This is a genomic window from Klebsiella sp. P1927 (genome assembly GCF_018204675.1).
GTDB lineage: Bacteria > Pseudomonadota > Gammaproteobacteria > Enterobacterales > Enterobacteriaceae > Klebsiella > Klebsiella pneumoniae.
In genome coordinates, this window is sequence record NZ_CP073377.1 from 41,858 (window position 1) to 56,524 (window position 14,667).

Annotated in this window: 15 protein-coding genes; 12 read left to right on the top strand and 3 right to left on the bottom strand. The window is 59.0% G+C overall.

Going from position 1 to position 14,667, the window contains the following annotated elements:
• Positions 1-84 precede the first annotated feature (84 nt).
• The 12 genes from KB892_RS00165 to trpS all read left to right on the top strand — a co-directional run bounded on the left by KB892_RS00165 (position 85) and on the right by trpS (position 10,035).
• On the top strand, positions 85-885 hold the full coding sequence (locus KB892_RS00165) for a type IV pilus biogenesis protein PilM (RefSeq protein ID WP_002920313.1): 801 nt from the start codon (positions 85-87) through the stop codon (positions 883-885).
• A complete protein-coding gene (locus KB892_RS00170; protein ID WP_004151404.1) occupies positions 869-1,402 on the top strand; it encodes a PilN domain-containing protein in 534 nt (177 codons plus the stop codon). Before KB892_RS00165 ends, KB892_RS00170 begins: the two co-directional genes overlap by 17 nt.
• Positions 1,392-1,820 carry a HofO family protein gene (locus KB892_RS00175; RefSeq protein ID WP_004151403.1) on the top strand — a complete coding sequence of 143 codons (429 nt, stop codon included), beginning with the start codon at positions 1,392-1,394 and terminating at the stop codon, positions 1,818-1,820. The genes KB892_RS00170 and KB892_RS00175 overlap by 11 nt, the downstream gene beginning before the upstream one ends.
• Positions 1,810-2,193, top strand: coding sequence for a HofP DNA utilization family protein (locus KB892_RS00180; protein ID WP_002920279.1), 384 nt, complete (start codon positions 1,810-1,812; stop codon positions 2,191-2,193). The genes KB892_RS00175 and KB892_RS00180 overlap by 11 nt, the downstream gene beginning before the upstream one ends.
• Entirely contained in the window at positions 2,126-3,370 is a 1,245-nt protein-coding gene (gene hofQ / locus KB892_RS00185; protein WP_004174030.1) for a DNA uptake porin HofQ, read from the top strand. The genes KB892_RS00180 and hofQ overlap by 68 nt, the downstream gene beginning before the upstream one ends.
• 270 nt (positions 3,371-3,640) lie before the next feature.
• Positions 3,641-4,162: a shikimate kinase AroK gene (gene aroK / locus KB892_RS00190; RefSeq protein WP_002920267.1), complete on the top strand. Its 522-nt coding sequence runs from the start codon at positions 3,641-3,643 to the stop codon at positions 4,160-4,162.
• A gap of 55 nt (positions 4,163-4,217) precedes the next feature.
• A complete protein-coding gene (aroB, locus tag KB892_RS00195; protein ID WP_002920264.1) occupies positions 4,218-5,312 on the top strand; it encodes a 3-dehydroquinate synthase in 1,095 nt (364 codons plus the stop codon).
• Between the two features lie 84 nt (positions 5,313-5,396).
• On the top strand, positions 5,397-6,683 hold the full coding sequence (damX, locus tag KB892_RS00200) for a cell division protein DamX (RefSeq protein ID WP_002920262.1): 1,287 nt from the start codon (positions 5,397-5,399) through the stop codon (positions 6,681-6,683).
• Between the two features lie 78 nt (positions 6,684-6,761).
• The gene (gene dam / locus KB892_RS00205) at positions 6,762-7,589 is read left to right on the top strand and encodes an adenine-specific DNA-methyltransferase (RefSeq protein ID WP_002920260.1); all 828 of its coding nucleotides are present in this window, start codon (positions 6,762-6,764) and stop codon (positions 7,587-7,589) included.
• Between the two features lie 17 nt (positions 7,590-7,606).
• Positions 7,607-8,284 carry a ribulose-phosphate 3-epimerase gene (rpe, locus tag KB892_RS00210; protein WP_002920259.1) on the top strand — a complete coding sequence of 226 codons (678 nt, stop codon included), beginning with the start codon at positions 7,607-7,609 and terminating at the stop codon, positions 8,282-8,284.
• Entirely contained in the window at positions 8,277-9,038 is a 762-nt protein-coding gene (gph, locus tag KB892_RS00215; RefSeq protein WP_002920257.1) for a phosphoglycolate phosphatase, read from the top strand. The genes rpe and gph overlap by 8 nt, the downstream gene beginning before the upstream one ends.
• The gene (gene trpS / locus KB892_RS00220) at positions 9,031-10,035 is read left to right on the top strand and encodes a tryptophan--tRNA ligase (RefSeq protein ID WP_002920253.1); all 1,005 of its coding nucleotides are present in this window, start codon (positions 9,031-9,033) and stop codon (positions 10,033-10,035) included. Before gph ends, trpS begins: the two co-directional genes overlap by 8 nt.
• Positions 10,036-10,107: 72 nt before the next feature.
• Here trpS and cysG read toward each other — a convergent pair whose 3' ends face one another.
• The 3 genes from cysG to nirB all read right to left on the bottom strand — a co-directional run bounded on the left by cysG (position 10,108) and on the right by nirB (position 14,501).
• Positions 10,108-11,481: a siroheme synthase CysG gene (cysG, locus tag KB892_RS00225; RefSeq protein WP_002920252.1), complete on the bottom strand. Its 1,374-nt coding sequence runs from the start codon at positions 11,479-11,481 to the stop codon at positions 10,108-10,110.
• A gap of 153 nt (positions 11,482-11,634) precedes the next feature.
• Positions 11,635-11,961: a nitrite reductase small subunit NirD gene (gene nirD, locus KB892_RS00230; RefSeq protein WP_002920249.1), complete on the bottom strand. Its 327-nt coding sequence runs from the start codon at positions 11,959-11,961 to the stop codon at positions 11,635-11,637.
• Positions 11,958-14,501, bottom strand: a complete 2,544-nt coding sequence (gene nirB, locus KB892_RS00235) for a nitrite reductase large subunit NirB (RefSeq protein ID WP_002920243.1) — start codon at positions 14,499-14,501, stop codon at positions 11,958-11,960. Before nirB ends, nirD begins: the two co-directional genes overlap by 4 nt.
• Positions 14,502-14,667: the final 166 nt, after the last annotated feature.

A 14,667-nucleotide genomic window follows, 5' to 3' on the forward strand; every position in this document is an offset into this window, starting at 1 on the left:
TATAAACAAACGCGCGGTAGTATAAAGGCAAGCCAGGTGCATTGATATAGCCGGGCAGTTTTGCCGGATAAGGAGATCGTAAGCATGGCTTTCAGAAACTGGCGGCTTGGAATGCATATCCAACAGGATAGCATTGCCATTGTCGCGCTATTGCATGAACGTTCACACTGGGCGCTGCGCCGCTGGTGGCGTATCCCATTGCCGCCGGGGCTGGTACGTCAGGGAATGGTGGCGGACGTCAGCGCACTCGGTTCGCGGCTGGCCGCCTGGCGGCGGGAGCTACCGGCGCAGCATCAGGTTAGTATCGCCTTTCCCGCGGTGCGCACACTGCAAAAGCGTCTTCCGTATCCCCAGTTCGCCTTGCGGGAGCGGGAACAGGCGACGTGGGTAGCCAGCGCCATGAGCCAGCAGCTGGCAATGCCTGCCTCCGCGCTATGTATTGATTATGCGCCCACCTCGCGGGATGACGGCTGGCAGGTTACGGCGGCGCAGCGGCTGGATATCAATGTTCTGCGGGAGCTGGCAGGGCGGCTGCGGCTGCGGGTGGCGGCCATCGTACCGGATGCCAGTGCGCTCGGCGCCTTTTTCCCCTGGATGACTGCGGCAGACCAGGGCCTGGCGTGGCGGGATGAAAAGCACTGGCTGTGGGCGACCCGTGAGGCCTGGGGCAGTGACGCCTGCGCTGATGTCGGGTCCTTAAGCCAGCTGGCGGGGCAGCTTCAGGTTCCGCTGCGCCTGTGTATTGACGCGGGCGATGAGGCCAGTCGCTTTGATGTCTGGCAAGTGATTCACCGTCGGCAGCCCCCGCTGCCAGCCGATGGCGATCGTTACGCCATTGCCCTTGGGCTGGCGCTGGGAGGCGGGCGGAATGACGCATGTCGTTAATCTTCTTCCCTGGCGCGACCTGCGTCGCCGCCAGCGCCTGCGCTACGTCCTGTTGTTAACCATCGGCATTGTGCTGCTGGGCGGGATGGGCCTGCTGGTGAGCCGAACGGCGCGTCTGCAGCGCGACTTCCTGGCGACGCTTCACACGACGGCCGACGCGCAGCTGCTCGCTTCGCTTAAGCAGCGCGAGCAGGCGATGCGTGAGGCGTGGCAGCAGCATCAACGGCAGCGCCAGCAGTACCAGCGCAGATCGGCGATCGCCGCCTGGCAACCCAGGCTGCAGGTGCTGGCGGCAGATCTGCCCGCGCAGGCGTGGCTGACGCGGCTGGAGTACCAGGGCGTACTCCTCACGCTGGACGGCCTGGCCCTTAACCTGCAGGCGCTAACCAGCGTGGAGGCTGCGCTGACTCGCGTCGCGGGATTCGCGCCGGCAAAAGCCGGCGGGACCCAGCGCGACGCCGAGGGGCGTTGGCAGTTCAGTTTTACCCTGACGGGAGCGCGCGCTGATGCGGATTAACCTTCGGGGCGCCTGGACGGGGCTGCCGATCCTGCTCGCAATGGGGCTGTCGGGAGGCGGCGTGGCGCTCTGGCGCGATCTGCGCCCTCCGCAGGCGGCGGTAACCCGTGATGCGGCGTTGCAAACGCAGTGGCGGCGGATCATGGCGCTGCGCATCCCCGGCGAGGAAAATCCCGGGGCGCGCATCGACACGCAGTCATTTTCGCCCATAGCCATTCCGCTCTCCGGAGCGAAGCTTATCGCCTGGCGTCCGCAGGGAAGCGGCGGCGAGATGGAGCTGACCCTGTCCTGGTCAACGGTACCCGCGCTTTTTTCCTGGCTGGCGCGCTGCGGGATGAATCCGCGTTCGTTTTCGCTGGGCCGTGAGGCGCAGACGCTCCGCCTGCGACTGCTGCTGGAGGCGGAAGATGAGCGGTAAACGCTGGATCTTCCTGTGGCTACCGCTGTCGCTGCTGGCGGCCGAGCGTGACCCTTTCCAGCCGGTTGAGGATCCCTGCCGCACGGCGCAGCTTTCGCAATGGCGCTATGGCGGGGCGGTTGGGGATGAGGCTGGCTGGACGGGGTTTCTGCAGGATGGGAACGGAAAGTGGCGACGGGTACGCATGGATGAGCAATTGCCCACGGGCTGGCGGGTGAGCCGGCTGACGGCCGGTGAGCTGGACATCGTCACGTCTTCGGGATGTGAACCGCCAGCGTGGCGCTGGCAACGTGAAGGGAAACAACATGATGCGATGGATAAGCCTGCTGCTTCTGCTGCTGCCGCTGGCGGTGGCCCCCGCCGCCCGCAATGATAAACCGGTTTCGCTGGTGATTGACGATGCGCCAGTGGCCCAGGTGCTGCAAGCCCTGGCCGAAATGAACCATAAAAACCTCGTCGTCGCGCCGGACGTCAGCGGCACGCTCTCCCTGCGTCTGCAGAAGGTTCCCTGGAGCCAGGCGCTGCGGGCGGTAGCGGATAGCGCGGGTCTCTCTTTGCAACAGCAGGGGACGGTCATCTACGCGCACACTCAGGCCTGGCAAAAGGCAAATCAGGCGCAGCGTGAAGCCGAACAGGAGAAACGCCTGCAGAACCTGCCCCTGCAGGCGGAGAGCGTGACCCTGCACTTTGCCGACGCTGAGGAGCTGGCTAAAAGCGGCGGAAAGCTGCTCAGCGCCAGGGGACACCTGATGGCGGACAAGCGGACTAATCGGCTGCTGATCCGCGATGATGCCCGGCACCTGCCGGCGTTGAAGGCCTGGGCGCAGGAGATGGATCTGCCGGTCGGCCAGGTGGAGCTGGCCGCCCATATCGTGTCGATGAGCGAAACCAGCCTTCGTGAGCTGGGGGTGAAGTGGCGGCTTGCGGAAGCCGGAAGCCCGCCAGGCTCCGGGCAAATCACCACCCTAAGCAGCGATGTATCGGTAAACGATGCCAGCACCCGCGCAGGGTTTAACATCGGCAAGATCAACGGTCGCTTGCTTGAGCTGGAGCTATCCGCGCTGGAGCGCAAGCAGCAGGTCGAAATTATTGCCAGCCCGCGTTTATTGGCCTCCCACATGCAGCCTGCCAGCATCAAGCAGGGAAGCGAGATCCCCTATCAGGTTTCCAGTGGCGAAAGCGGCGCCACTTCGGTGGAGTTCAAAGAGGCGGTGCTGGGCATGGAGGTCACGCCGACGGTGCTGCAGCAGGGAAGAGTGCGGCTTAAGCTGCGAATAAGCGAGAATACGCCAGGCCAGGTGCTGAAGCAGGAAAACGGCGAAGCGCTGGCCATCGATAAGCAGGAGATAGAGACCCTGGTGGAAGTTCGCAGCGGCGAGACTTTAGCGTTGGGCGGCATCTTTTCGCAGAAAAACAAAACCGCCCGCGACAGCGTCCCGCTGCTTGGCGATATCCCGGTACTGGGACGTCTGTTTCGTCGTGACGGGAAAGATAATGAACGTCGCGAACTGGTTGTCTTTATTACGCCACGGATTCTGGCAGTACGTTAAGCAGGTTTTTCATGCTAAACACGTTTCAGGTGTTTGACGTGAGGACGGATTTAGCATACAAGGGGTACCGATTTGAGAGTCGGGTACGACATCAATCCTCCCTTTATTGTCCGGCGATTTTATTCAGTTGCCAAACCAGCCGGAGTATTGAGATAATTTTTAGTCTGACTCTCGCTCTATTGCATATGAGGTTTCAGTTCATGCCCTGCGGCGCTGGGTGTCTGCGAAGCGGGTTTATCATTAACGAATAGTCTTAGTAGTACCGAAAAAATGGCAGAGAAACGCAATATCTTTCTGGTTGGGCCTATGGGTGCCGGCAAAAGCACTATTGGGCGCCAGTTAGCCCAACAGCTCAACATGGAATTTTACGATTCTGATCAAGAGATTGAGAAACGCACTGGCGCTGATGTGGGCTGGGTCTTCGATGTTGAAGGCGAAGAAGGCTTCCGCGACCGTGAAGAGAAAATTATCAATGAGTTGACGGAAAAACAGGGGATTGTGCTGGCGACTGGCGGCGGCTCTGTAAAATCCCGTGAAACGCGTAACCGTCTCTCCGCCCGCGGCGTGGTGGTCTACCTGGAAACTACGATCGAGAAGCAGTTGGCCCGTACGCAGCGCGATAAAAAGCGTCCTTTGCTACAAGTCGATGCGCCGCCTCGTGAAGTGCTGGAAGCGCTGGCTGACGAGCGTAACCCGCTGTATGAAGAGATCGCCGATGTGACTATCCGCACAGACGATCAGAGTGCGAAAGTCGTCGCGAACCAGATTATTCATATGCTGGAAAGCAACTGATTCTGGCTTAATAAAAGTGCGTCAGAGTAATAGTCATTGAGGTGGATGTCGCGTTATGGAGAGGCTTACTGTTACCCTCGGGGAACGTAGTTACCCGATTACCATCGCGGCTGGTTTGTTTAACGATCCAGCTTCCTTCCTGCCACTCAAGTCGGGCGACCAGGCTATGCTGGTCACCAACGAAACGCTGGCGCCGCTTTATCTGGATACCGTCCGCTCTGCGCTGGAGCAGTCAGGGGTCAACGTTGACAGCGTCATTCTGCCAGACGGCGAGCAATACAAAAGCCTGGCGGTGATGGATACCGTGTTTACTGCGCTGTTGCAAAAACCACATGGCCGCGACACCACTCTGGTGGCGCTTGGCGGGGGGGTGATCGGTGATTTAACCGGTTTCGCCGCGGCAAGCTATCAGCGCGGCGTGCGTTTCATCCAGGTCCCTACCACCCTGTTGTCGCAGGTCGACTCGTCGGTCGGCGGCAAAACCGCAGTGAACCACCCTCTCGGCAAAAACATGATTGGCGCCTTCTGGCAGCCGGTTTCCGTGGTAGTTGATCTTAACTGTCTGAAAACTCTGCCGAAGCGCGAGCTCGCTTCCGGACTGGCTGAGGTCATCAAGTACGGGGTGATCCTGGATGGTGAATTCTTCAGCTGGCTGGAAAACAACATTGATGCGCTGCTGGCGCTGGACGATACCGCCATGGCGTACTGCATTCGCCGCTGCTGTGAACTGAAAGCGGAGGTTGTGGCAGCCGACGAGCGTGAAACCGGGTTACGTGCTTTACTCAATCTTGGACATACCTTCGGCCATGCTATCGAAGCGGAAATGGGCTACGGTAACTGGCTGCATGGCGAAGCGGTGGCGGCAGGTATGGTGATGGCGGCACGCACGTCCGAACGGCTGGGGCAGTTCCGCGCGCAGGATACTCAGCGCATTATCGATCTGCTCAAGCGTGCAGGCTTACCGGTACGCGGCCCGCAGGAAATGAGTGCGCAGGCGTATTTGCCCCATATGATGCGCGATAAAAAGGTACTGGCTGGCGAAATGCGGCTGGTGCTCCCGCTCGCAATAGGAAGCAGCGAGCTGCGCGGCGGAGTGCCGCACGATGTGGTTCTTGGCGCGATTGCTGATACTCAGCAGGCGCAACAATAAGAAGGTCTGGCCGCGTTCGCGCGGCGTTATCATTTCGGGTGATGTGCAATAATCGTGAGCATAAGCCTTTTAGTGGGGTGTTAAATGGATGATTTCAAACCAGAAGACGATATGAAAGCCGATCGCAACGATCGTCGTGCTGGTCGTTCCCGTCAGTCTTCCGAGCGTGATGCCGATCCGCAGATCAATTTTGACGATGTTGATCTTGATGCCGATGAAGGCCGTCCGACGCGCGCTGGTAAGGCCCGTCGCGAGCGTGAAGAGGAAGAGTTCGAAGAAGAACTGGATGCGCAAGACGAGGAGATGCTCGAAGAGCAGCCTGTAGAGCGTCGTCCGCGCAAGCGTAAAAAAGCGCCGGCCAAACCGGCCTCCCGCCAGTACATCATGATGGGTGTGGGGATTCTGGTGCTGCTGCTGTTGATCGTGGGTATCGGTTCCGCACTGAAATCGCCATCATCTTCCAGCCAGCAGACCGCTTCCGGCGAGAAGAGCATTAATCTGTCTGACGACCAGTCCGCCAGCATGCCTGCTGCGGGCCAGGACCAGACTGCCGCCGCTAACAGCACCTCACAGCAGGACGTAACGGTACCGCCTATTGCCGCGAACCCGACGCAGGGCCAGGCAGCGGCTGCGCCGCAGGGCCAGCAGCGTATCGAAGTTCAGGGCGATCTGAACAATGCGTTGACCCAGCAGCAGGGCCAACTGGACGGCGCCGTGGCTAACTCGACGCTGCCGACTGAACCGGCTACCGTCGCGCCAATCCGGAATGGCGCCAATGGCACCGCGGCGCCGCGCCAGGCGACCGAGCGTCAGACAGCAGCGACCCCGCGTCCGGCTGAACGTAAGCATACCGTTATCGAAGCGAAGCCGCAGTCGAAGCCACAGGCCGTGGCGAAAACGCCGGTAGAATCGAAGCCGGTCCAGCCGAAGCATGTTGAAAGCACGGCGACCACCGCTCCGGCGAAAACGTCCGTCAGCGAAAGCAAACCGGTGGCCACCGCTCAGAGCAAACCGACCACGACGACCGCAGCGCCAGCGGCAACGGCAGCTGCGGCAGCGCCGGCAGCGAAGAGCGGGAAGACGGCAGGTGACGTCAGCTCAATGAAAACTGCGCCGTCGGGTCACTATACTCTGCAGCTCAGCAGCTCCTCTAACTACGACAACCTCAACAACTGGGCGAAGAAAGAGAAGCTGGATAAATATGTTGTCTATGAAACGTCGCGTAACGGCCAACCATGGTACGTGCTGGTGAGCGGTATCTATGCATCGAAAGATGAAGCGAAACGTGCTGTCACCTCGCTGCCGGCGGACGTGCAGGCGAAAAATCCATGGGCAAAACCGCTGCATCAGGTTCAGGCTGACCTGAAATAATGCCGTGGGGTAGTCTTAAGCGCAGGATGCTGTCGGAGCTTTCTCCACAGCCGGAGAACGTGTAATTAGTTAGGCAGCATGAAAAAGAATCGCGCTTTTCTGAAGTGGGCAGGGGGAAAGTTCCCCCTGCTTGACGATATTAAAAAGCATTTGCCGGAAGGCGAGTGCTTGATCGAGCCCTTTGTGGGCGCCGGGTCGGTATTTCTTAATACCGACTTTTCTCGTTATATCCTCGCGGATATCAACAGTGACTTAATCGGCCTGTACAACATCGTCAAACTGCGCACCGACGAATACGTCGCCGCCGCCCGTGAGATGTTTACCCCGGAAAATAACGTCGCTGAGCGCTACTACCTGTATCGTGATGAATTTAACCAAAGCCAGGATCCGCTGCGTCGCGCGGTGCTGTTCCTGTATTTGAACCGTCACGGCTACAATGGCCTGTGCCGCTACAATCTGCGCGGCGAGTTCAATGTGCCGTTTGGCCGTTATAAAAAGCCCTATTTCCCCGAAGCTGAGCTCTATCATTTCGCCGAGAAGGCGCAAAACGCCGAGTTTTACTGCGAATCTTACGAAGAGTGCATGCAACGTGCGGATAGCCGCACAGTGGTGTATTGCGATCCGCCCTATGCGCCGCTAACGGCGACGGCGAACTTTACCGCCTACCACACCAACAGTTTCAACCTGGAACAACAGGTACTGCTGGCGCAAAAGGCGGAATCGCTGATGAAAAAGCGCATCCCGGTGCTGATTTCCAACCACCGCACGCCGCTGACGCAGGAATGGTATAAAAACGCGGCAGAAACGCATATTGTGAAGGTGCGGCGCAGCATCAGCAGCAACGGTGGTACGCGTAAAAAGGTGGACGAGCTATTAGCGCTCTACCGTCCGCCTAAGACCAAATAAATTTCAAGGAGATGCGGATGAAGCAGTATTTGATTGCCCCTTCGATTCTGTCGGCTGATTTTGCCCGTCTGGGTGAGGATACCGCGAAGGCGCTGGCGGCGGGTGCGGATGTCGTGCACTTCGACGTTATGGACAACCACTACGTGCCAAACCTGACGATTGGCCCGATGGTGCTGAAGTCACTGCGTAATTACGGTATTACCGCGCCAATCGACGTTCACCTGATGGTGAAGCCGGTCGACCGCATCATTCCTGATTTTGCCGAAGCCGGCGCCAGCATTATCACCTTCCATCCGGAAGCCTCCGAACACGTCGATCGCAGCCTGCAGCTTATCAAAGAGCACGGCTGTAAAGCGGGCCTGGTGTTTAACCCGGCGACGCCGCTGAGCTACCTCGATTACGTGATGGATAAGCTGGACGTGATCCTGCTGATGTCGGTTAACCCGGGCTTTGGCGGCCAGTCCTTTATTCCCCAGACGCTGGATAAACTGCGTGAAGTGCGCCAGCGCATCGATGCGTCCGGCTACGACATCCGCCTCGAAGTGGATGGCGGCGTGAAAGCCAGCAATATCGGCGAAATCGCCGCGGCGGGTGCGGATATGTTTGTTGCCGGTTCGGCGATCTTCGGTCAGCCGGACTACAAGCAAGTCATTGATCAAATGCGTAGTGAATTAGCGAAGGTGAGTCATGGATAAATTACAGGCGATCCGCGGCATCGCATTTGATCTCGACGGCACGCTGGTGGACAGCGCGCCGGGTCTAACCTCGGCGGTTGATAACGCCCTGTACGCCCTGGAGCTGCCGGTGGCGGGAGAAGAACGCGTTATCACCTGGATCGGTAACGGCGCCGATGTCCTGATGGAGCGGGCGCTGACCTGGGCTCGTCAGGAGCGAGCAACGTTACGTGCGGCGATGGGTAAGCCTTCCGTCGACGATCATGATATTCCGCAAGACGAGCAGCTGCGCATTTTGCGTAAACTGTTTGACCGCTATTACGCCGAAGCGGCGGAAGAGGGCAGTTTCCTGTTCCCGGCGGTGGCCGATACGCTCGGCGCGCTGTATGCCAAAGGCCTGCCGCTGGCGCTGGTTACCAATAAGCCGACGCCGTTTGTCGCCCCGCTGTTGGACGCGCTCGATATTGCGAAATATTTTACCGTGGTGATTGGCGGCGATGACGTGCAGAATAAAAAGCCGCATCCGGAACCGCTGCTGCTGGTGGCGGAAAAGCTCTCTCTGGCTCCAGCCGAGCTGCTGTTTGTCGGCGATTCGCGCAATGATATTCAGGCGGCCAAAGCGGCAGGCTGCTGCTCTGTTGGTCTGACCTACGGTTATAACTATGGTGAACCGCTTGCGCTGAGCGAGCCGGACTATCTCTTCGACCAGTTTAACGAACTCTTACCCGCTCTCGGGTTACCGCACAGTGAAACTCAGGAATTGAAACATGACTAAGCCCATCGTTTTTAGTGGCGCACAGCCCTCAGGTGAACTGACCATTGGCAACTATATGGGTGCGCTGCGTCAGTGGGTAAACATGCAGGACGATTACCACTGCATCTATTGCATCGTGGACCAGCACGCCATCACCGTGCGCCAGGATCCGCAGCAGCTGCGCAAGGCGACGCTGGACACCCTGGCGCTGTATCTGGCCTGCGGCATCGACCCGCAGAAAAGCACTATCTTCGTGCAGTCGCACGTGCCGGAACATGCCCAGCTAGGCTGGGCGCTGAACTGCTACACCTATTTCGGCGAACTGAGCCGCATGACTCAGTTTAAAGACAAGTCAGCGCGCTACGCGGAGAACATCAACGCCGGTCTGTTTGATTATCCGGTACTGATGGCCGCTGACATTCTGCTGTACCAGACCAACCAGGTTCCGGTGGGCGAAGATCAGAAACAGCACCTTGAGCTAAGCCGCGATATCGCCCAGCGTTTTAACGCCATCTACGGCGATATTTTTAAAGTGCCTGAGCCGTTTATCCCTAAATCCGGCGCGCGCGTGATGTCGCTGCTGGAGCCGACGAAAAAGATGTCCAAGTCCGACGACAACCGCAACAACGTCATCGGCCTGCTGGAAGATCCGAAATCGGTGGTCAAGAAGATTAAACGTGCGGTCACCGACTCCGACGAGCCGCCGGTAGTGCGTTACGATCTGAAAGAGAAAGCGGGCGTCTCCAACCTGCTGGATATCCTCTCCGCGGTTACCGGGAAAACTATTCCTGAGCTGGAACAGCATTTTGAAGGCAAAATGTATGGCCACCTGAAAGGCGAAGTCGCCGAAGCGGTATCGGGCATGCTGATTGACCTGCAGGAGCGCTATCACCGTTTCCGTAACGACGAAGCGTTTCTCAATCAGGTGATGAAAGACGGCGCGGAAAAGGCCAGCGCGCGGGCTTCTCAAACCCTGAAAGCGGTATACGAAGCGATTGGCTTTGTCGCCAAGCCGTAAGCGACGCAACAGCTAAAAGGGCGGGATGATATCCCGCCCTTTTTTATGCCTGTCGCTTTATGGGAGGCAAGGTTAATGGTTCGAAAACCAGTTCAGTTTATCCCGCAGACCGACCACGCGGCCGACGATGATCAGCGCCGGGCTGGCCATCTGCTGCGCCAGAATATCCAGTTGTCCTAAGGTGCCGCTGACCACTTTTTGCGTCACAGCGGTGCCGTTCTCGACGATGGCGGCGGGCATATCTTCAGCCATGCCGTGAGCGATAAGCTTCTCGCGGATCGCCGGCGCCTGGTTCAGACCCATGTAGAACACCAGGGTTTGCTTCTCCACCGCCAGGTTCGCCCAGTCCAGCTCGCCGCCGGTTTTCAGGTGGCCGGTGACCAGGCGGACGCCCTGGGCGAAATCGCGATGTGTTAACGGGATCCCCGAATAAGCGGAGCAGCCGGAGGCGGCGGTAATGCCAGGCACAACGGAGAAGGGGATGCCCGCCTCGCAAAGCGTCTCCAGCTCTTCCCCCCCGCGGCCAAAGATAAAGGGATCGCCGCCTTTCAGCCGGACCACGCGTCTTCCTTTTTGCGCTTCGCGCAGCAGGATCTGGTTGATCTCCTCCTGCGGGACGCAGTGGTAGCCTGAGCGCTTGCCGACGAATACCCGATCGGCATCGCGGCGCACCAGATTCATGATGTCATCGGAGACCAGCCGATCATAGACCACCACGTCAGCCTGCTGGATCTGCTGCAGGCCTTTGAGCGTGAGCAGCCCGGCGTCACCGGGGCCGGCGCCAACCAGCACCACCTCGCCGCGATGCTCCAACGGCTCCGTCAGTAACTGCTCAGTGGTATCCGCGACTGCCTGCCGATCGTCATTAGCCAGCGACTGCGCCAGACGGTCGTTAACAAACAGCTTCTCCCAGAAGCGGCGACGCTCGCCTACGGTGGCAAACTGCTGCTTAACCCGCGCGCGCAGATGGCCGGCATAGCGGGCCAGCTGGCCGAGATGCAGGGGCAGAATTGACTCCAGTTTCTCGCGCAGCAGGCGCGCCAGAACCGGTGATGTCCCGCCCGAGGAGACGGCGACCATCAGCGGCGAGCGATCGATTATCGACGGCATGATAAAGCTGGCCTGGCGCGGGGCATCCACCACGTTACAGAAGATACGCCGCGCTTCGGCCGCCTCGCTAACCTGCTGGTTGACCGTCTCATCATCAGTAGCCGCGATGGCCAGCCAGCAGTTATCCAGCAGCGAGGGGATAAACTCCCCCTGCACCAGAGTTAGCATCTGTGAATCAGCCCACACCTGAAACTGGGGCGTGAAGTCGAGCGCATTGACCGTGACGTTAGCGCCAGCATCCAGCAGCAGACGGGCTTTGCGTTCGGCGACATCCCCGCCGCCAACCAGTAAACAATCGCGCTGGCGCAACTGGCAGAATATGGGTAAGTGATCCACAGAATAACCTCATAAAAATAAGGGGTAGAAAACGAGTGGTCGTAGAATAGCAGCAAAGGTAATACAAAACATGCGACATATCCCGCACTCATGCGCTGTCGGTCAGAACTGTTACTTATATCTCCCCCCGTGGCCGGGGGGAGGGAGAAGGACTTACGCTTTAAGCTGAACGTGTCCGTCTTTCACGCGGGCGTCGAAGCGGGCGATAGAGTGGCTGGCATCTTCCATGCACAGGCCGTCGCTCAGGCGGAAGCGCTGTTTTTTCAGCGGGCTGGCGACCCATAGCGCGCCGTCATGCTCGGCGATAATCCCGCGAGACAGTACGCTGGCGTTGAAGAACGGATCAATGTTGCTGATGGCGAATACTCTGTCGTCATGGTAGGGACGGAAGATCGCCACCTGCTGCTGACCGAGCAGGGCGCAGACGCCGGTGGCCGGCAGGATGTCGTCGATGCTGCAGATATTTACCCACTGGCTCATGCTTTTTCCTCCACCAGAGTAACCGGGATACGCTCATACGGCGTGGCCGGGCGGTGCTGGTCACGTTCCGGCACCACCTGAACGTTCGGGTCGCGCTGGTCGCTGTTGATAAAGTGTTTGAAGCGGGTCTGCGCCGCCGGATTGTTGACGGTCTCGGTCCACTCGCAGGCGAAGGCGGCGCGCAGGCGAGCCAGCTCTTCTTCCAGATGGTCGTTCAGACCGAGCTTGTCATCGATGATGACGCTGCGCAGATAGTCGATACCGCCTTCCATATTGTCCAGCCACGGGGCAGTGCGGGTCAGCTTATCGGCGGTGCGGATGTAGAACATCATAAAGCGGTCGAGATATTTGATGAGCGTATCGCGATCGAGGTCCGCGGCCAGTAGATCGGCGTGACGCGGCTTCATCCCGCCATTACCGCACACGTACAGGTTCCAGCCTTTCTCGGTGGCGATGATCCCGACGTCTTTGCCCTGAGCCTCGGCACATTCGCGGGTGCAGCCGGAGACGCCGAACTTCATTTTGTGCGGGGTGCGGATGCCTTTGTAGCGGTTTTCCAGTTCCACGCCGAAGCCGACGCTGTCGCCAACGCCGTAGCGGCACCAGGTGCTGCCGACGCAGGTTTTCGCCATTCGCAGCGCTTTGGCGTAGGCGTGGCCGGTTTCGAATCCCGCTTCAATCAGCTGCCGCCAGATCTCCGGCAGGTCGTCTTTCTGCGCGCCAAACAGGCCGATGCGCTGAGAGCCGGTGATTTTGGTGTACAGATTGAATTCACGGGCGATACGGCCCACGGCGACCAGCCCTTCCGGCGTGATTTCGCCGCCAGCTGAGCGCGGGATCACCGAATAGGTACCATCTTTCTGAATGTTGGCGAGGAAGTTGTCGTTGCTGTCCTGCAGCGGCGTGTGCTGCGGCTTGAGGATGTACTCATTCCAGCAGGAGGCCAGTAGGGAACCGACGGTCGGCTTACAGACTTCACAGCCGTAGCCCTGACCGTGTTTTTCCAGCAGTTCGTCGAAGGTTTTAATGCCTTCCACGCGGATCAGGTGGAACAGCTCCTGACGGGAGTAAGCGAAGTGTTCGCACAGATTGTTGTTGACCTCGATGCCCTGTTTCGCCAGCTCGGCGTTGAGCACCTGAGTGACCAGCGGAATACAGCCCCCGCAGCCGGTCCCGGCTTTGGTTTCCGCTTTCAGCGCCGCCACGGTGTGGCAGCCTTTGTTGATAGCGGCGATCAGGTCGCCTTTGCTGACGTCAAAGCAGGAGCAGATCTGCGCGCTGTCCGGCAGTTTATCGACGCCGATCGATGGCTTGCCGCTGCCGGCGTGGGCCGGGAGGATCAGCGAATCCGGGTTTTCCGGCAGCTCGATGGCGTTGAGCACCAGCTGCAGCAGATTGCCGTAGTCGCTGGTGTCGCCGACCAGCACCGCGCCGAGCAGCGTTTTGTTGTCGGCGCTGACGATCAGGCGCTTATAAACTTCTTTGCTTTCGTCGAGATAGACGTAGCTACGGGCGCCCGGCGTGCGGCCGTGGGCATCGCCGATCCCGCCCACGTCCACACCCAACAGCTTCAGCTTGGCGCTGAGGTCGGCGCCGGTGAAGCTATTTTCACTGCCGAGGAGATGGTCGACGGCCACCTGGGCCATTTTATAGCCGGGGGCGACCAGACCGTAGACGCGGTTGTTCCAGCTGGCGCATTCCCCGATGGCATAGATATCCGGATCGGAGGTCTGGCAGCTATCGTTGACCATGATGCCGCCGCGCTGGGCGACCGCCAGCCCGCACTGGGTGGCCAGCTTATCGCGCGGGCGGATCCCGGTTGAGAAGACGATGAAATCGACCTGCAGCTCGCTACCGTCGGCGAAGTGCATGGTTTTGCGCGCCTCGGTGCCCTGCTGAACAATCTCTTTGGTGTTTTTGCTGGTGTGAACTTTCACGCCCATGCTTTCGATTTTGCGCCGCAACTGCTCGCCGCCCATCTGGTCGAGCTGTTCGGCCATCAGCATCGGCGCGAATTCGATAACATGGGTTTCCACGCCGAGGTTTTTCAACGCGCCGGCCGCTTCCAGTCCGAGCAGGCCGCCGCCGACTACCGCGCCGCGTTTGCTGCGGCGAGCGCAGGATTCGATGGCGTTAAGATCTTCAATAGTGCGATAGACGAAGCAATCCTGGGTTTCCGCGCCTTTAATCGGCGGGATCCACGGGTATGAGCCGGTCGCCATAATCAGCTTGTCGTAGAACACGGTACGCCCGGCGCTGGAGTGGATCACTTTCTCCTGGCGGTTGATGGTGATCGCCCGTTCGCCGACCAGCACCTTGACGCCGTGTTTCTCATAGAAACCTTCGCGTACCAGCGACAGTTCTTCCGCAGTGTGATGGGAGAAATAAGACGACAGGTGGACGCGGTCGTAGGCGATACGCGGTTCTTCACAGAACACGGTAATGTCGAACTGTCCGGCAGGCGCCTTATCGAGAAGCTCTTCGATAAAGCGATGGCCAACCATGCCGTTACCGATAATAGCGATTCTGACTTTGCTCATTTTTGCCTCGATTTCTTTTCTATTACCGCCTACCTTAACGATTCAGCCATCAGGCTTATTGATGCAAATCAATGACAACTTCACCTACCACTTAATGGGTATGCGTTTGATTTGTCAGTATTTTTATAAGTCATGGAAAACGCTGACTTTTCCTTTTTGCTGATTT